Origin of the sequence: Blautia sp. SC05B48, assembly GCF_005848555.1 — a bacterium.
Lineage (GTDB): Bacteria > Bacillota > Clostridia > Lachnospirales > Lachnospiraceae > Blautia_A.
Genome location: NZ_CP040518.1, coordinates 2,187,288 through 2,204,903, shown reverse-complemented (window position 1 = coordinate 2,204,903; position 17,616 = coordinate 2,187,288). Strand labels below are relative to the sequence as shown.

At 48.4% G+C, this 17,616-nt stretch carries 15 protein-coding genes and 1 riboswitch; all 15 genes read right to left on the bottom strand.

Going from position 1 to position 17,616, the window contains the following annotated elements; all coding sequences use genetic code 11:
- Positions 1-48 precede the first annotated feature (48 nt).
- Positions 49-223, bottom strand: a riboswitch (cobalamin riboswitch).
- A gap of 308 nt (positions 224-531) precedes the next feature.
- The 15 genes from EYS05_RS10110 to hypF all read right to left on the bottom strand — a co-directional run bounded on the left by EYS05_RS10110 (position 532) and on the right by hypF (position 17,559).
- Positions 532-1,911, bottom strand: a complete 1,380-nt coding sequence (locus tag EYS05_RS10110) for an NAD(P)/FAD-dependent oxidoreductase (RefSeq protein ID WP_110103334.1) — start codon at positions 1,909-1,911, stop codon at positions 532-534.
- Between the two features lie 120 nt (positions 1,912-2,031).
- The gene (locus EYS05_RS10105) at positions 2,032-4,308 is read right to left on the bottom strand and encodes a DNA internalization-related competence protein ComEC/Rec2 (RefSeq protein WP_138277106.1); all 2,277 of its coding nucleotides are present in this window, start codon (positions 4,306-4,308) and stop codon (positions 2,032-2,034) included.
- A gap of 35 nt (positions 4,309-4,343) precedes the next feature.
- Positions 4,344-5,300 carry a GerMN domain-containing protein gene (locus EYS05_RS10100; RefSeq protein WP_118752785.1) on the bottom strand — a complete coding sequence of 319 codons (957 nt, stop codon included), beginning with the start codon at positions 5,298-5,300 and terminating at the stop codon, positions 4,344-4,346.
- Between the two features lie 10 nt (positions 5,301-5,310).
- The gene (locus tag EYS05_RS10095; protein WP_021651567.1) at positions 5,311-6,741 is read right to left on the bottom strand and encodes a sensor histidine kinase; all 1,431 of its coding nucleotides are present in this window, start codon (positions 6,739-6,741) and stop codon (positions 5,311-5,313) included.
- Between the two features lie 3 nt (positions 6,742-6,744).
- Positions 6,745-7,434 carry a response regulator transcription factor gene (locus EYS05_RS10090; protein ID WP_015525979.1) on the bottom strand — a complete coding sequence of 230 codons (690 nt, stop codon included), beginning with the start codon at positions 7,432-7,434 and terminating at the stop codon, positions 6,745-6,747.
- Positions 7,435-7,444: 10 nt separating this feature from the next.
- A complete protein-coding gene (locus tag EYS05_RS10085) occupies positions 7,445-8,272 on the bottom strand; it encodes a ComEA family DNA-binding protein (RefSeq protein WP_138277105.1) in 828 nt (275 codons plus the stop codon).
- Between the two features lie 110 nt (positions 8,273-8,382).
- Positions 8,383-8,814, bottom strand: coding sequence for a DMT family transporter (locus EYS05_RS10080; RefSeq protein WP_118513181.1), 432 nt, complete (start codon positions 8,812-8,814; stop codon positions 8,383-8,385).
- 180 nt (positions 8,815-8,994) lie between these two features.
- Positions 8,995-10,311 (bottom strand): nitrogenase component 1, encoded by a 1,317-nt coding sequence (locus EYS05_RS10075; RefSeq protein WP_138277104.1) that lies wholly within the window; start codon positions 10,309-10,311, stop codon positions 8,995-8,997.
- A complete protein-coding gene (locus tag EYS05_RS10070) occupies positions 10,308-11,651 on the bottom strand; it encodes a nitrogenase component 1 (protein WP_138277103.1) in 1,344 nt (447 codons plus the stop codon). The genes EYS05_RS10075 and EYS05_RS10070 overlap by 4 nt, the downstream gene beginning before the upstream one ends.
- Positions 11,645-12,412 (bottom strand): nitrogenase iron protein NifH, encoded by a 768-nt coding sequence (locus EYS05_RS10065; protein WP_138277102.1) that lies wholly within the window; start codon positions 12,410-12,412, stop codon positions 11,645-11,647. The genes EYS05_RS10070 and EYS05_RS10065 overlap by 7 nt, the downstream gene beginning before the upstream one ends.
- Positions 12,409-12,678 carry a TM1266 family iron-only hydrogenase system putative regulator gene (locus tag EYS05_RS10060; RefSeq protein ID WP_021651574.1) on the bottom strand — a complete coding sequence of 90 codons (270 nt, stop codon included), beginning with the start codon at positions 12,676-12,678 and terminating at the stop codon, positions 12,409-12,411. The genes EYS05_RS10065 and EYS05_RS10060 overlap by 4 nt, the downstream gene beginning before the upstream one ends.
- A gap of 27 nt (positions 12,679-12,705) precedes the next feature.
- Positions 12,706-13,713, bottom strand: a complete 1,008-nt coding sequence (gene hypE, locus EYS05_RS10055; protein WP_021651575.1) for a hydrogenase expression/formation protein HypE — start codon at positions 13,711-13,713, stop codon at positions 12,706-12,708.
- A gap of 130 nt (positions 13,714-13,843) precedes the next feature.
- Positions 13,844-14,887, bottom strand: coding sequence for a hydrogenase formation protein HypD (gene hypD / locus EYS05_RS10050; protein ID WP_138277101.1), 1,044 nt, complete (start codon positions 14,885-14,887; stop codon positions 13,844-13,846).
- A complete protein-coding gene (locus EYS05_RS10045) occupies positions 14,887-15,096 on the bottom strand; it encodes a HypC/HybG/HupF family hydrogenase formation chaperone (protein WP_022426401.1) in 210 nt (69 codons plus the stop codon). Before EYS05_RS10045 ends, hypD begins: the two co-directional genes overlap by 1 nt.
- Before the next feature lie 90 nt (positions 15,097-15,186).
- On the bottom strand, positions 15,187-17,559 hold the full coding sequence (gene hypF / locus EYS05_RS10040; protein WP_138277100.1) for a carbamoyltransferase HypF: 2,373 nt from the start codon (positions 17,557-17,559) through the stop codon (positions 15,187-15,189).
- Between the last annotated feature and the right edge of the window lie 57 nt (positions 17,560-17,616).

The following is a 17,616-nucleotide window of genomic DNA, read 5'->3' as shown; positions in this document are numbered from 1 at the left end:
AGAAGTTCTGTATTGTTATGGAGAATACCGATTCGTAAACCGCGAATCCCTGGATCTCACAATAAGGCAGTTCTCCTGACTTGGTTCCACACTGCTTTCCCTTCCCGGTCTCCCAGTGGTTATAAAAGCAGCTCCCCTTTCACAGTGACGGTATCGTTCCGGATTCTCACCGGATTCTCTTTTGCACATCCGACTGGATGCAACCTTATCATTATAACATTTGCACATATTTTCTTTTACCTGGTTATCTAACTTTTACCACAAACTCATAAATTTGTCAAGATTGATGTCAGACGATTCACGGTTTTCTGTGATCTTCGCTCACAAAAAAACACCTCGCGAAATATTACCAGTGAACAGTAACCGGTTTTCTCCCTGTATCTGTCAGTTATTATCAGAATACTTTCTCCAATCTTCATGCACATCCTGCATAAAAAACAGCCCCTTTCTGTCATCACCCTGATATCAGAAAAGGACTGTCTTACACCAAATATTCGCTACTTGCTCATAACAGATAAACTGCTCTGCAGTTTATCTGTTAAAATACTCCTGCTCCAGGTATCTGGCTACGTAGATTCCGCTGGCAGATGCATGGGAAAGAGAGTGTGTCACGCCGCTGCAGTCTCCGATAACAAAGAGACCCTTGTGGCAAGTTTCCAGATTTTCGTCGATCTCAACCTCCATGTTGTAGAATTTAACCTCCACGCCATAAAGCAAAGTATCGTCATCCGCGGTTCCCGGTGCGATCTTATCCAGGGCATAGATCATCTCGATGATGCCATCCAGGATACGTTTCGGCATAACAAGGCTTAAATCTCCCGGTGTCGCAGAAAGTGTAGGTGTTACGAAGCTTTCCTCAATACGGGCTTTTGTGCTTCGTCTTCCGCGAATCAGATCTCCGAACCGCTGTACCATAACACCACCGCCAAGCATATTGGAAAGTCTTGCAATGCTCTCACCGTATCCGTTGCTGTCATGGAACGGCTCTGAGAAATGCTTGGATACCAGAAGGGCAAAGTTTGTATTGTTGGTATGCTTTGCCGGATCTTCGTAGCTGTGACCGTTTACTGTGATAATACCGTTGGTATTTTCATTCACGACAACACCTCGCGGGTTCATGCAGAAGGTACGAACCATATCCTCAAACTTCTCAGTTCTGTAAACGATCTTGCTCTCATAAAGCTCATCTGTCAGACGGCTGAAAACCTCCGCCGGAAGCTCCACACGGACTCCAATGTCCACACGGTTGGAAAGAGTCGGGATCTTAAGCTCTGTACATACCGTCTCCATCCATTTACTTCCGCTTCGTCCTGCGGAGATGATACAGTAAGTTCCCTCGTAACGCTCATCTCCTACAAAAACTGCATAACCGTCTTCAGTTTTTTCTACTTTGTCAACAGATGCGTCAAAATAGAAGTCCACATGGTCTTTCATTTTTTCATAGAGGTTCTGAAGTACCACATAGTTGATATCTGTTCCCAGATGGCGGACTGATGCATCCAGAAGATGCAGGCCGTTCTGAAGGCAGAGCTTACGAATCTCGCTGTTTGTGGTAGAATAAAGTTTGGTTCCCTCACCGCCATGCATCAGGTTCAGTTTATCTACATATTCCATCAGCTCTGTGGCTGTATCCTTGCCGATATGCTGGTACAGAGTTCCGCCAAACTGATTGGTGATATTATATTTCCCGTCGGAGAAAGCGCCTGCACCGCCAAATCCCTTCATGATCGCACAGGTTTTGCAATGGATACAGGATTTTACTTTCTTTCCGTCGATGGGACATTTTCTTTTTTCCAGAGGATGACCAGCTTCAAAAACCGCAATCTTTTTCTCCGGATCATTATTCATCAGTTCATAGGCCGCAAAGATTCCACCGGGACCTGCTCCTACGATCAGTACGTCATATTTCATAAATAAAAACTCCTTATCTTGTATTGCACATTTTCAGTATTTTGTTTTTGCACAAACCCTGTCTATTTTACAACAAACGTGTTCAAAAGTCATCGTTTTTTTCGATTTTGGAAAAAAAACTCAATCCTTCCGGAACCTTCCGATCTTAAGCTTTTTTCCATCTGTTTCCACGGTAATAGCACCGTTTTTCATGGTGTATTCCACCTGACTTCCGGCCGCTTTAAGCCGCTCTACGGTTTCCGGTGACGGATGTCCGTAGGTGTTGGTAGAAGAACAGGAAATGATCGCCACTTCCGGCTTTATTTTCTCAAGAAATGCTTCTGTGGTAGAATAACGGGAACCGTGATGTCCCACCTTCAGACAGTCAACATCCTCAAGCCCCCCGGCTACCAGAAGCTTTTTCTCTGTATCTGCACCGATATCTCCGGTAAAAAGCATCTGAAAATCTCCAAAAGACAATTCCATCACCATAGCTTCCTCATTCACATCTTTTCCTGTGGCATTTTTCTCCGGCCACAGAACAGAAAAAGATACTTTGCCGCAAGGCAATTCATCCCCTTTTCCTGCTGTCACGACCTTAACTCCGGCTGTTTTTGCTGCCTCTGCAAGCTCCCTCCATGCATCTGGTCTTTCCGCCCAGGCAGGCAGGATCAGATATCCGGCCCGGATGGTTGTAAGACCTTTTCCCATATATTCCAGAAGCTCCTTCACACCGTTGATGTGATCCTGATCTGTATGGGAAATAAAAATCCCATCCAGCCAGGAAATCCCCTGACTTTTCAATGCCGGCAAAAGGCAGTATCTTCCAAGCTCCGACTGGCTGCTGCTTCCTCCGTCGATCAGAAAATGGTGATCCTCCGGGGTCTCCACAAGAATACCGTCACCTTGTCCTACATCCAGGCAGATCACCTTCAGGCTTCCTGCTGGATGATATCCCAGTATCAGGATTCCGACTGCCAGAAAAATACCGGCTGTTATCCGGATAGCATATAGCTTCCGGCAACCTGCTTCCGCCTGCTCCTCTGCTAGCTCCGTTTCCTCACTGACTGCTTTTTTCTTCCGGAGCTGTTCTTTTATATACTGTCCCATAAACAGGACTATGATCAAAAAGCCATAATATACCAGGATCTGCCATATTTCCGGCTCCCCTCCGATCCAGGTACTCCATCCTGATTTTCCTGCCAGACTGCAGAGATATTCATAAAAAAGCAGCAGTACCCTTGCCGGCAGGATTACCAGTTTTGCCGCAGGAATACTGAGAATTCCCAGCAGCAGCGCCGCCATTCCTCCTGTCAGCACTACCCCCACACTTGGAAGCACCAACAGATTCAGGATAAATCCGGCAATAGAGACTTCTCCGAAAAACTTCAGCATCACCGGCAGAGTCACAAGCTGAAGAGCTATAGGACTTACCAGTGCCTTTGTCCATTTTTTCTCCGCTCCTGCAAGGGCACAGATCTTTTCCGCAGCGAGCCCCATTCCCAGAACACAGCCAAAGGACAGAAGAAATCCGCTGTCCAGGAGATAGGCCGGAGATTCCACAAGGATCATCATGGCAGTTACGGAAAGAGCACTCATCATATCATAGATCCGTCCGGTGATTCTGGCTCCCATGGCGATCAAAAACATAGTTACTGCACGCATGGTGGAAACACTCCCTCCGGTCATGATTCCATACTGCAGCATCACTCCCAGAGAAAAAATCCCGGCAGGCCAGATTCCCAGTCCCATCTTCTTTAGAAGGTTGTAAAGCCCCATTCCCAGAATACTGATATGAAGTCCGCTGATGGCAAGGATATGTATGATTCCGGCCAGCTGATAGCGCATCTGTGTTTCCGGATCCAGTTCCTGTTTGTCTCCAAGCGTCATGGCACAAAAAACAGGCGCATCTTTTCCTGCAGCTTCCTTCAGAATCTGTCTGCAGCTTTCTTTTATCTCCAAAAGGAGCTGCCTGTAGCCGGAATACACTGCTGTTTTCTTTTGGAGCACAGCGTTCTTCATAAAATAATAAATATGACGACAGGCATAAAAGTGTTGGCTGTCAAAGCCCCCCGGATTCGCAGGACCTTCCACTCTTTTCAGCGTTCCCTTGACCAGGATCCGCATTCCCGGTTTCAGATCTTCTTCTTTTTTGAGAAATATTCTTACATTTTCAATTGGAAATTTTTTTGACTGATGGATAAGATATGTTTTTTTCAGATAAACAGACTGGGAAAATTCTGTGTTTTCATACTGTTCCACCTCCCCGCAGATCATGGAACCAGGGTGCGCTTTGATCTGGTCCTGCACATTTAACGGAAGGGGATTCCCCCTGATCAGAGGAATCCCCATAAGCTCCAGTGCGCCAAGACTCAGCACCATAAGAAAACACAAAAGACACATCGGCCTTTTCGCCATAAATGTTCTCCCGTTTTCTGATATTTTGAAATGTTTTATTTTTTCTGTTCTTTTTTAGCCTTTGTGTGTGCCAGCAGGCTGTCGTTCCATTCATAGAACTTATAAAGCTGCATATTCTGGCCAAAGGTCACTTCCTTGTTTCCTTCGATGGAAATCTCAACTTTGTCCACATCCGTTGCCGCGATCAGCGTATTTACCACCGAATACACGGCAACCTGTTCCGAAACATCCAGCGCATAATCCTGAAATACGGAATTATAATCCACATAGCAGATTCCGTTTGCTCTCGTCAGGGAAAGTACCTCTGAATTCTCCGGTATTGTAGGATAATGTCCTTTTTCCAGCGGACCTCTTGCAAGCTGCTCCAAAACCACCGTAGCTTTCGGAAGATTTCGTCTGTAGCGGACACTTCTCTGTTCCGCTACCAGTTTATCTCCGTTTTTATTTGTGAAATACAGAGTAAAGGTGTCATAGCTGTACACATCCCCATCGGACCCGGAAAACTCCACAAAGGTGTCGTTGTTCATGGCTCCCACTTCTTCACCCCTGGTATCTGTCAGCGGCTTTTTACCCACATAGATCTCCACAGAATCTACTCCTGGAACCTGTAAAAAGATCTTCACTATACCTGCCCGCACCAGAAGTTCTCTGGTACGTGACATTTTATCATAGGCCTCATTGAATTCTACGTTCAGGACTCCATCCTGTATAGAATAAGAAGAAATCTTTACCCCATCCGGAAAAAGTGAGATTCCGTCTTCCCGGGTCTCACGGTTATTCAGACTCTCGGAAAAATTGCGCAGCATCACTTCTGTTGTTTCCTTCTCCGGAGTATATTTTTCTTCTTTCAGTCTCGTTTCATCGCTGTTGATATAATAAAATCTATACTGCTGTTCTTCGTTTTTATTTCTTCCCGACAAACCTATGAAAGCAACCAGACCAAAAAGGATGCAGGCAGCGGCCACACAGATGATCAAAATCGTTTTTTTCATGCTGTACCTCCTAGGACGGGATATAGGACAGCGGGATCTTCACGGTAAATGTGGTTCCCTCGCCCTCTTTGCTGGATACCTTGATGATCCCATGATGCATGGCTATAGAACTTCTTGTAATAGCAAGTCCAAGACCGGTTCCGCCGATCTCTCTGGAATGGGATTTATCCACACGATAAAAACGCTCAAAGATCCGTTCAATGGAATCTTCCGGTATTCCCAGGCCGGAATCTGCAACCGTCACATAGAAATCCTTATGATCCGCATCCAGTGTTACGCGGACCCATCCCTCATCTACATTGTATTTGATACCATTTTCGACCAGGTTACTGATGGCAAGGGTAAATTTCACCTCATCCACATCTGCGGTTACCGGTCGGAACGAATCCAGAATCAGGTCAATCCTTCTCTGATCTGCAATAGGACGGAGACGCTTCAGGATATTCTCCAGCAGCTCATTGATATTCATATTACGGATATTCATATCTGCTGCTTTTTTGTCCATTTTTACCAGGGAGAGCAGATCGGTGATAATCTTGTTCTCTCTGTCAATCTCTTCTGTGATATCAGAAAGAAATTCCTGATACAGTTCCTCCGGAACCCCCTGCTGTCCTACCAGCGAATCCGCCAGAACCTTCATTGAAGTCATAGGTGTCTTCAGCTCATGAGACACATTGGATACAAACTCCTGTCTGGATTCATCCAACGTCTTCATTCTGGAAAGCATCTTGTTAAATGCATCTGTGATCAAAGCTGTCTCTGTATAATCCGGTACCGAGATCTCCTCATTCTGATATCCGTCTGTAAGGTCCTCGATTGCTTTCGTTACCCTGGCAAATGGCTTCACCAGGATCGTGGAAAGAATATACCCCAGAAAAATGGCCAGCACTACAATGATACCGATAATCAGAATCCCTTTCTGCTCCAGTTCATGGATGGTTGCTGTCACCTCACTGGAAGATGCCATGATCATCATGGCACCCTGCACCTGTTTTACATCCGGACTTTTTACCGGAACTGCCAAGATCAGCTTCTGGCTGTCAGAATCATATTGGTAGGCATCTTCTCCTTTAAAACAGTTCAATACTTTCTGGGAAACCAGAGTCCTGCCCTCATCCACGCCATAGGTATCCTTGATGATCCTGAAATCCCTGTCTACAATGAGAATCCTGCCACCATAGCTGTTGGACAGTAATTCCAGCTTGCTGTTCACCGTCTGAGAGCTGGTGTCATTCAGATAATTCTCCTTGATCAGCAGGTCGCACATGATGTCACAGATGTTCTCCATGCTCTGCACACGGTTGGCAATGGCACGATCTTCATAGTTGGCAATGACCATTTCCGTTACGATGACACTCGGTACGATTCCCAGTATGATCAGGATGATCAGAATACGAAAGCGGAGACTTTTGAAAAATTTGCCGTTCTTTTTGAACTTCACAGGTTATGCCTGGAAATAGTAGCCCACACCCCATTTGGTGTGTACATATTTCGGCTCACTGGGATTGGCCTCGATCTTTTCTCTCAGGCGGCGGATATGTACATCTACGGTACGGACATCTCCCGGATATTCATAGCCCCATACGATATTCAGAAGATTTTCTCTGCTGTATACCTTGTTCGGATTGAATACCAGCAGTTCCAGCACATCAAATTCCTTGGCTGTGAGGTTGATCTCTTTTCCGGAGATAAATACGCGGCGTCCTTCGCAGTCCAGCTTCAGTTCTCCGACTTCCACAGTCTTGGCCTTCTCCTGCTTGTCCTGTTTGCTGCCTGCACGGCGGATGATCGCCTTGATGCGGGCTTTGACTTCCAGGATGTTGAAAGGCTTGGTGACATAATCATCAGCTCCGTATTCCAGACCCAGGATCTTATCCATATCTTCTCCTTTTGCTGTAAGCATGATGATCGGAACATTGGAAAATTCACGGATCTGCTGGCATACCTCAAGACCGTCCATTTTTGGAAGCATCAGGTCAAGAAGGATGATATCGTACTCTCCTGCTTTTGCTTTTTCCAGTGCTTCCTCTCCGTCATAGGCACAGTCCACTTCCATTCCGTCCTGCTCCAGACTGAAGCGAAGTCCCTTGACAATCAGTTTCTCATCATCTACTACCAATACTTTCCTGCTCATTTAGCGCTCCTTACTTTATTGCTATTTTATCCTTTATCTTCTCATAGGTTCCTTCTTTGATACCTGGTACATTCATGATATCCTCTGCTGAAGTAAAGGGACCGTTCTCTTCCCTGTAAGCGATGATCGCCAGGGCCTTGGACTCCCCTACACCTGTGAGAGTAGTAAGCTGGGATACATCAGCGGTGTTCAGATTGATCTTCTGCTCTGTGGAAGATGCAGTCTCGGCTTCACCGGAATCCTCTCCGGCGGATTTCTGTCCGCTCGCCGTTTCGGTACTGTTTTCTGCTGTGACTTCCGATCCATCCTGGGTAGCTGCGATCCGCTGGCTGTCCACCTCCGCCTGGGTAGGCACATAAACCTGCTGTCCATCGGAAAGTCCCTTAGCACGGTTGAGATAGCTTTCCGCAGCTTCCGGAAGATATCCTCCGGCCTGCTCGATAGCCTGAAAAACACGGCTGCCATATGGAAGCTCATAGACTCCCGGGCTGGTCACTGCTCCACATATATCTACATAAATGGTCTGAGGGGTGTCTGAGATCTCCGGCAGCTGTTTTTCAACCTCCGGAGCCGGTTCCTCCGCAGACTCATTCTGTTTCTTCTGTGATATATCTGCCGCAGCCCCTGCGGATGCCTTCCCGGATACTTCACTTTCCGTATCCTTCGGTTCTTCCTGCTCTGCATCCATTCCGGATGCTTCCGTACTTTCTTCCTGCACCAGTTCTTTCTCCAGAAATTCTGTTCCGTCATCCTTACAGCCTGTCAGCCCTGCCAGGATCAGTAACAAAAATATGGAAAAAACAAGCCGAACACTTCTGATATGTGATCTTATTTTCATAGGTAGGCGGTTCACTCCTTTCCGCCGATGTGGCGGCAGGTGCCCCGTTACTCATGCAAAACCATACCTTATTTTAACGAAGTATTACAAATATTACAATACTTTTATTTCTATTTCCATTTGAAAATAACCACACCTGCAATACAGATCAGCATTCCCAACAGCTTTCTCCACTGAAAATCTGCTCTTTCCACACCGAAAATCCCCAGCAATTCTATAAGATAAGCCACCGCAAGCTGAGAAATGACAATAAGCATAACCGCCCGCGCAGGCCCCAGACTTCCCATACTCCGGATCACTGTGATAGTGATAAATGCACCGATCACTCCTCCGAGTAAATTATATTTATCCTCTACCTGCCACAGCATGCCGATACTTTCCCTGCCTGTAAAAAACCATGCTGCCACACAGACCAGAAATGCAGAAAACTGTACCCAGCCGGTTGAAACCCACAGACTGGTCTGTTTTGTTACATTTGTGTTAAATACCCCTTGAATACTCATCAGTGCACCTGAGATCAGTGCTGACAGAAATCCCCACATAAAAATCCCTCCATATATGCTCCATTTCCGATATTACTGCCGGAAAAAGGCGCTGCATATTTCTGCAACGCCTTTACGGTTTCTTATAATTTAGTTTATGTGATTTTCCTGCAATTATACACACTGCTGCCCTGTTTTCTCATCCGCATAATATTTATATACATGATCACGAAACGCTCTTTATTCCGGAAAATATTTTCTGAGATATATCCTTCCGGAAAACGCAATATGCGGCATCTCATAAAAAATGGCTGTTTCCGGACAGATTGGACGATAGAGTGGGTCTGCCACAATAATCCTGGCTGTTTTCAGCTTTTCTTCCATGGCTTCCTCGCCACAGATGGCTTCATCTCCCTTGCGCAAAAGTCCCTCTGTGATCTCCAGCGGACAGAGTAGCTGAACCTTTTTTCCGTATTTCTGCTCTATGACTGCTGCCAGGGAGCCCATGGTAACCGGTTCTCCGATGATGGTAATGTCCGGTACGGAAAAAAATACCTCATCTTTGTCGGGCATTTCCCTGCTTTCTCCTGAAGGGTCAGATACTGCTGACAGACTGTTCCTTCCCTGAAAATAGATTACCTGCTCCGGAGTTACTTTCCACAGTTCCTCCTGTTTCCCTAAGATCTGCCCTCCGCTTTCCTCTGCGGAGTCATCCTTTTTATTTACCCACTCTCCACAGGATCTATCCGCGATCCGCTCAAGTGCATCTGAAATCTGCCCCTCATAGCCTTCCACAGGAGTCCCCACGAGAAATGGCGTACCGAATTTTTCTTTCAGCACATTGGCCGCCGGGATTCCCACAGAGGATACCACAAGGTTTACCGCTGCTTCACCGGCACAGGACAAAGCTTCCAGCGTATCCCCCATAGCCCAGGTGGAAAGTATCTCCCAGCCATAGTTTTTCAGACGTTTTTTCATGGCATCTACTGCAGACTGCGGGCCAAGATCAAGGGGGGTTGCTCCAAGAATATTTAATTTCCGGCTTCTCTTCTCTGTAGATCTTTCAGCAGATCCTGTGGGTGCTTCTGAACACCTTCCGGTTTTCTCTGCAGCTCCTGTAAAATGTCCGGCGATCTCTGCCAGCGCCAGCCCTGCTCCGTATACATAGTCATGCATGCCGCTGGTCGGAACCGAAAATGCCGGGATTCCGATTCTTGCCGTAAGTGCACGGGCCAGTCCCGGAAAATCCGTTCCATTCATAAAAGGGATCGGAGAGCTTGCAAGTGCAATAAATTTCGGTTTCAGCTCCTTTGCCGCCTCTTCGATATCCTGAAGAAATTTCTCATCATTTCCCATAATGGCATCGATATCCGTAAGACCTGAGATAAAGATCAGACTGTCCTGATCGTACCACCGGATCTCATCATGGGTATTATAGGTAGAATTACAGCCGGAGGGATCATGCATCACTGTCATTCCTCCAAGCTCATACAATGCAGAGCAGACGCCGGACACGTCTGCCGTGTAGATCGGTATGATCCGATATGCCTGTCTCATATGCAGCTTTCGCACCCCCATCCCTTTCGAACGATCAGATCCTCCGGAGCTTTTTCCTCATTAAATGCCTCCAGCATCAGCTGTGCAGTACGTCTGATCCCTTCAAAGCCCCAGAGCCCGCCACCCTGTACCATATTGACAAAATTCCGACTTCCGGTAAACCAGGCTGCTTTTTGTCCGACGGCAAGGATTTTTCCGGAATGCTGCCGTGGCCGCACTCTCATCTCCGGGCGAACAGTCGAAATCAGCCTGAGTTCCGGATAATTCTCCTTCAGCCAGAAAAATACTTCTTTTTCTTCCGGGCTGATACTATCCAGAAAAACGGACTGTACCTGAAATCCATGCGTAAGGAGAAGCTTTGCAAGTCCCAGAGGTCTTGGATGAAAAAGATAATCCACAGCTACGGGAGTGTCACCGATGATCTGGTGTGCATGGAAAAGAGCTTCCTCGCATTTTCGGATCTCCGTTTCGATATCCAGGCCATTTTTACCGCCACTTTGCTGATCCAGCAGCTCCAGCAAATACTTTTCCTGCGTCTCTATCTCCTCATAGTCAAAGCTTCCGGGCAGGTATAAAAACGGCCTTCCAAGTCTCTCCGCCTGCTGCTGTACTCCGAATTTTCCTGCCGGATAACAGTTAAGGATCAGGCTTCCCTCTCCCAGGCTCTGATAATCCTCCCAGGTCTTACAGGCCGGTGCTTCCCGGAGACGGATTCCGTTCTTTTTCAGGATCCGGCAGATATCTGCACTCTCATCCAACACAAAATCACTGCCCAGGACTGTAACACATTCCGGATCAGCTTTCCTCTCCGGTACTGCATCATACATGGCACGGCGCAGCTTCTGATCCGGAGTCGGACCTGTTTTCTGCATGACAGGATCCATAAAGCATCGCATAAAAAAGATCTCCGGAAATCTTTCTTCCAGTTCGCCGTAGATGCGGTCCAGATCACTTCCCAGAAAATGATGAAGACACACGGTAAAAAGCAATACTGCCTTTGGCTTCTCATCCAGCCGGTTCAGAATGTCCGTCACTCCTTCAATGGTCACATCCTCCAGATTTCCGCCCAGAAGATCCTTTTCCTCCACGATCACAAAAGAAAAACGGTCTGCCGCATTCATCTCTGCGGCAGTCAGCACAACGCCACGCATGCAGTTATCCGCACAGACGTAGATCTGCCTTGCTTCCGGAACCAGCATTCCCGTATGTACGATATTCCAGTTTCCATGGACTGGTGAATTAAATTCCAGCCCCGGCTGAAAGGGAACCGGAAAAGAGGCTTCCTTTATAAATATTTCTGTTTTTCCCGAAAGCTCTCTGTTACCAACTCTTTTTAACATGAGCCTTCCTCCCTGCATGCATTCAGGATCTGCTCGGCCAGTGTCCGGTACTCCTCTGCCATCTCACAATCCGGATAAGCTTCCAGAAGAGTTTTTCCTCGATTCTCTGCTTCCAGGACCAGCTCACTTCTGGAAAGCGTTCCCACTACCCGCGTATGAAAATCCTCTGCCAGCTCCCGGACTTTTTCTTCCTCTCCCGGCACGTTCCGCCGGTTCAGAATCACGCCGCCAAGAGATGCATATCCTCTGTTTCTGAAATTATCCACTGCCATGGCAATATTTGCCCCTGCATGGATGGCCATGTTTTCTCCGGAGGTGATGATAAATACCTTATCTGCATACCCCTTTCGCATAGGCATGGAAAATCCACCGCAGACAACATCTCCCAGTACGTCATAAAAAACAATGTCCGGTTTATAGGTCTCATAGGCTCCGTTTTCCTTAAGCTTCTCAAGAGCGGTAATGATACCTCTTCCCGCACATCCAAGCCCAGGTGCAGGACCGCCGGCTTCCACACAGACTACACCCCCATATCCGATCTGCACCATATCCGTAAGCTTCAGCTCCTGGCGTTTTTCGTTATACAGCTCCAGCACAGTGGGAACTTTTTTTCCATGCCTGAGAAGGATCGTGGAATCTGCCTTGGGATCACAGCCGATCTGCATCACTTTCATTCCCTTTTCCGCAAGGGCAGCTGCCACATTGGAAACCGTAGTAGATTTTCCGATGCCGCCCTTTCCGTATACCGCAACTTTTATCATTTTCTGTCCTCCGCTTTTGTGATCACATTGGAATATGCCGTTTTGGCGGAAACTCCACTGAGGTGGCCGATCTTTCCGGATAAGGAGCTGATCACATCCTGTGGTGCATCAATGGCAATACTGATGATATTGATGCCTTTTTCCCGGTAAGGGATCCCCATTCTCCCGATAATATATTTTCCCGCTTCATGAAGAAAACGGTTGATATCATCGATCACGTCATTGTTTTCCACAATGATCGAGATCAATGCCACTCTTGTCTCCATAAGATCTGACTCTCCTTTCCGATATTATCAGCAGATCCTCGGCAGAAGCTCTCCTCCCGGCTGCGGAAGAAGTGCCTGCGTTCCGATCTCCGTAGTCATGACAACCTTTCCTGGCTGGTCTTCCGTAACTTCACCGATAATGGCTGCGTCCCTGGAATAAGGACATTTACGCAGTGCTTCCACGATCCTTCCTGCCTCTTCCTTTGGCGCCATGATCACCATTCGTCCCTCACAGGCCAGATAAAGCGGCTCCAGGCCAAGCATGCCGCAGACACCCTTTACCTCCGGAGCTACCGGAACAGCTGCTGCATCCAGGCGGATCCCTACGTTACTCTGTCCTGCGATCTCGTAAAGAACCGTTCCGACACCACCTCTTGTGGCATCACGGATCACATGAATGTTATGGGTAGCATCCAGTACATCTTTTACAGCTCCCCACAGCGGTGCGCAGTCACTTGTCACATCTGCGTCAATGCCGAAATCCTCTCTTGCCAGAAGGATGGTGCATCCATGTCTTCCCACATCACCGGTTACAATAATGGCATCTCCCGGTTTTGCCAGCTCACCGCCTACCTGAACGCCCTCCTGGATCTCACCCATTCCGGTTGTTGTGATAAACACACCGTCAACCTGACCTTTTCCTGCCACCTTAGTATCTCCGGAAACAATACGCACTCCGGCTTCTTTTGCTGTTTTTTCCATGGCTGCGGCAATCTCCTCCAGCTTCTCCATGGGAAAACCCTCCTCAATGACAAAAGCGCAGGTAAGATACATCGGTTTTGCTCCCATACAGGCAAGGTCATTAACGGTTCCGCAGATGGAAAGCTTGCCGATATTTCCCCCCGGAAAAAATGCCGGGGAAACAATAAATCCATCGGTGGATACTGCCATTTTTCCTGCAGGCGGAACCAGCACGGCCGCATCATCGGCTGTGAGATCCGGGTTTGCAAAATGCGCTTTGAATACTTCATCGATCAGTTCTGAGGTCTGACGGCCTCCGGCACCGTGTGCCATGGTCACTGTTTTATTTTCCATAATATTATCTTCTTTCTATGCTGGGTCAAAGGAATTTCATATCGGTTTCATCCTGTCAGATCTTCCAGATACGATCCTTCGTTTGTACTATATGTAATGTATCATATTTCGCAGTCCATTAAAGCGGACATCAGTTTCCGTACATAAAATATGCGGAACATGCTCCTTCATTGGATACCATACAGGCACCTACCGGATGCTGCGGGGTACAGACCTTTCCGAATACCTTACAATCTGATGGCCTGCATTTTCCCTGAAGCACATCCCCACAGCGACAGGCCGGATTTGGCCTGCCCTGGATCGGCGGCACTGCATATTTTTTTCTGGCATCAAAGGCTTCCCACTCCTTCCGGAGCACCAGCCCGGACCCCGGGATCACACCCAGACCGCGCCATTCAGAATCGCAGGGCTCCATCAGTTCATCGATCAGCTTCTGTGCCTCCGGGCTTCCCTCACTTTTTACCACACGGGGATAGCAATTCACAAAGAACGGTTTTCCTTCCTGAAAACGTACCAGTGCAACAGCCAGTGCCGTAAGCAGCTCCTTCGCTGTAAAGCCTGCCACCACACCACTGATGCCTTCCTCTGCCAGCTGCTCGCAGAGCGCAGTTCCTGTGATCGCATTGACATGTCCAGGATAAAGGAACACATCCGCACTGCCCTTTAATGCCTGATAAGCCTGGGGCATGGTCTTGTTTGCCACAAGGAGCGAATAATTGGAAAGTCCGTCCTCTCCGGCCTTTTTCACGGAAAGACAGCCGGCAGGCGTGGTGGTCTCAAAGCCAACGGAAAGAAATACCACCTGCTCTTTTGGATGCTCTTTCGCATATTTTTCTGCATCTGCCGGTGAATAGACGATCCGTATCCTGGCGCCTTCTGCCCTGGCATCTGCAAGGCTTTTCTTTGTCCCCGGTACGCGGACAAGATCACCGAAGGTGCAGATCGTCACCTGTTTTTCCAGAGCAAGATAAACGGCCTCGTCAATAAACCCTACCGGTGTTACACAGACCGGACATCCCGGTCCTGAGATCAGCTCCACCTGCGGCGGCAGAAGCTTGCGGATCCCCAGACGGAAGATCTCGTGGGTGTGTGTTCCGCAGACCTCCATGATCCGCACCGGCGGTCCCTGATATCCTTCTATGATCTCTCTTGCTGTTTTTTTCCTCTCTTCCATCACAGCAGTTCCTCCATCAGCTGGTCTGTCTCTTCCTCGTCATCATCGGTGATCTTTGCAATGGCAACACCTGCATGCACCATCACATAATCCCCCGGCTCCAGGTCTCCCAGGAGCTGAGCGGAAACCTCTCTCTTTGCGCCGCCTGCATCCACCACTGCTGTTCCGTCACTGATCTTTACTACTTTTGCTGATAATCCTACACACATATCTGTGCCTCCCATCCTGCATTTCTGCTGTATGCTCCATGCGTTATCATAAAACATTTATGATCCGTATCTGCATGATCTCGTCTATATTTATCTGTGCCGCTGCACATAAGCCATCCCATACACCGCCTGTCCCAGTGCGATCCCTCCGTCATTCGGCGGGATCAGGCTGTGCTTCAGAACTTTAAACCCCATTTCCGTAAGGCCGTCATCTACCAGCTCCAGAAGCAGCCGGTTCTGAAAGACACCGCCGCTTAATGCCACTTTCCGGATTCCGGTCTGTCTCTCTGCTTCCTCACAGGCGGCAAGGATCTCATCTGCCAGTGCCCGGTGAAATCCATAAGCCAGCTTCCCGGGGTCCTCTCCTGCAAGCCTTGCCCGGATCAGATATGCAACGATCTCACCTGTATTTAAAATAAATTTTCGTTCATCTTCAGACGCTTCTGAGATGCCTGTGCTTTCCGGAATGTCTTCCTTTTCTGACATCCGTATCTTCAGATTTTCTTCCGGATTTTTCTTCTGCATCTCCCGCTGCTTTCTCCAGGCCTCCGCCGCAAATTCCAGTGCTGTGGACGCTTCTCCCTCAAAGGTAGACGCTCTCCGGATCCCCAGGATCGCACTGACTCCGTCAAAAAGTCTTCCTGCACTGGTGGAAGTCACGGCATTGATCTTCCGCTGTGCCATAGTCACCAGTACCTTTGCTTCCTGATCTGTGCAAAGTCCCAGTTTCCGGACAGTGTCCAGAGTTTTTTCCAGATTTCCCGTATTCTGCCAGATCAGGGAAACAGCGATCCGCCAGCCTTCTTTTGCGGAAATATCTCCGCCAACCTGGACAAAGGGTTCTATACTTCCAAGCCTTGTAAATCCCTGACAGTCTGCAACCAGGAGCTCTCCGCCCCAGATGGTTCCATCGGTTCCATAGCCTGTTCCGTCAAAGGAAACCCCTATCACCTTTTCTTCGCAGTCATTTTCTGCCATGCAGGATAAAATGTGTGCATAATGATGCTGCACCCTCAGAACTGGAAGCCCTAGCTCCTCTGCCACCACTGTGGAATTATATTTAGGGTGAAGATCACAGACCACTACCTCCGGCTGCACCTCCAGAAGTGTTTCCAGCCGCCCGATCGTTTCCTTCAGGGCTTTTACCGTTCGAAGATCCTCCAGATCTCCCACATAAGGGGAAGGATAAAAACGGTTATCCACACCAATGCAGAAGGTGTTCTTAAGTTCTCCACCTGCTGCGATCACCTGGCCCTTCCAGGGTGTGGAGACCATAAACGGAAGAGGCGCATACCCGCGGGAACGGCGGATCATATAGGGTTCACCCTTATAGAAATCCATCACCGAATCGTCGGCCCGGATACGTATCTTCCTGTTGTGGGAAAGAATGCAGTCACAGAGATGGGAAAGCTCCTCTGCCGCCTCCTCATCATCTCTGCAGATCGGCGCCCCGGAAGTATTTCCGCTAGTCATTACCAGAAGCCCGGGCATCCGGATCCCATCATCGTAATGAAAAAGAAGCAGCTGAACCGGTGCATAGGGAAGCATGACACCCACCTTGGGATTCCCGGGGGCAATGCTCTCACAAAGCCCCGTTTCTCCCGGCAGCTTATCCAGCAGCAGGATCGGCTTCTGATGACCGGTAAGGATCTTCTCCTGTTCCTCGCTGACCTTACAGATCTTCTTCACAGCTTCCATATCCTGTGCCATCACTGCAAAAGGCTTCACCGGACGCTGTTTCCGCTGCCGCAGCCGCTGTACAGCCTCCTCACTGGTAGCATCACAGCAAAGGTGAAAACCACCGATCCCTTTGATGGCCACGATCCCGCCGGAAGCAATGATCTTCCTTGTATAAGTGATCGCCTCCCGTCCCCGTTCCTCTCTTCCCGCCAGGTATACCTCAGGGCCGCAGTCATTACAGCACACCGGCTGGGCATCATAGCGTCTGGTATCCGGGTTATGGTACTCATCCGCACAGGAGGGACACATAGGAAATTCCTTCATACTGGTCCGTTCACGGTCATAAGGAAGGGAATCCAGGATCGTCAGTCTGGGACCGCAGCAGGTACAGTTGATAAAGGGATGCAGATACCGCCTGTTTTCCGGATCAAACATCTCCGCCTTACATTCATCGCAGATCGCGATATCCGGGGAGACAAAGATTTCCCCCTTTGTCTTCTCACTTTCGATGATATCAAACTGTGTAAATTTCTCCGGCTCCTCCACCGGTTCTTCAAGAAGCTTCAGGATAGCTGCACGCTTCGGTGGCTTATTCCCGATATCTGCGATAAAGGCATCCACATCCTGCTGCTTACCCTGAGCAAAAATCTCCACATAGGGTCCTTTATTGGACACACTGCCACGGATTCCTCTTGCCATAGCATGACGACTCACCGTAGGGCGAAATCCCACTCCCTGTACGATCCCGTAAACACGGATCATTTTCGTAATTTCCCGCTCCATATGTTTCTCCATTCCCTGCAGCTGTTTCCACTGATCCGGCTGCAGCATGCATGTAAC

Excerpts from the sequence above, each read along its gene's own strand:
- hypF (WP_138277100.1), bottom strand. The coding sequence starts at position 17,559 with ATGGAGCGGGAAATTACGAAAATGATCCGTGTTTACGGGATCGTACAG.
- EYS05_RS10110 (WP_110103334.1), bottom strand. The coding sequence starts at position 1,911 with ATGAAATATGACGTACTGATCGTAGGAGCAGGTCCCGGTGGAATCTTT.
- EYS05_RS10080 (WP_118513181.1), bottom strand. The coding sequence starts at position 8,814 with ATGTGGGGATTTCTGTCAGCACTGATCTCAGGTGCACTGATGAGTATT.
- EYS05_RS10100 (WP_118752785.1), bottom strand. The coding sequence starts at position 5,300 with ATGAAAAAAACGATTTTGATCATCTGTGTGGCCGCTGCCTGCATCCTT.
- hypE (WP_021651575.1), bottom strand. The coding sequence starts at position 13,713 with ATGGAAAATAAAACAGTGACCATGGCACACGGTGCCGGAGGCCGTCAG.
- EYS05_RS10065 (WP_138277102.1), bottom strand. The coding sequence starts at position 12,412 with ATGATAAAAGTTGCGGTATACGGAAAGGGCGGCATCGGAAAATCTACT.
- EYS05_RS10105 (WP_138277106.1), bottom strand. The coding sequence starts at position 4,308 with ATGGCGAAAAGGCCGATGTGTCTTTTGTGTTTTCTTATGGTGCTGAGT.
- EYS05_RS10085 (WP_138277105.1), bottom strand. The coding sequence starts at position 8,272 with ATGAAAATAAGATCACATATCAGAAGTGTTCGGCTTGTTTTTTCCATA.
- EYS05_RS10060 (WP_021651574.1), bottom strand. The coding sequence starts at position 12,678 with ATGGAGACAAGAGTGGCATTGATCTCGATCATTGTGGAAAACAATGAC.
- hypD (WP_138277101.1), bottom strand. The coding sequence starts at position 14,887 with ATGGAAGAGAGGAAAAAAACAGCAAGAGAGATCATAGAAGGATATCAG.
- EYS05_RS10075 (WP_138277104.1), bottom strand. The coding sequence starts at position 10,311 with ATGAGACAGGCATATCGGATCATACCGATCTACACGGCAGACGTGTCC.
- EYS05_RS10070 (WP_138277103.1), bottom strand. The coding sequence starts at position 11,651 with ATGTTAAAAAGAGTTGGTAACAGAGAGCTTTCGGGAAAAACAGAAATA.
- EYS05_RS10045 (WP_022426401.1), bottom strand. The coding sequence starts at position 15,096 with ATGTGTGTAGGATTATCAGCAAAAGTAGTAAAGATCAGTGACGGAACA.
- EYS05_RS10090 (WP_015525979.1), bottom strand. The coding sequence starts at position 7,434 with ATGAGCAGGAAAGTATTGGTAGTAGATGATGAGAAACTGATTGTCAAG.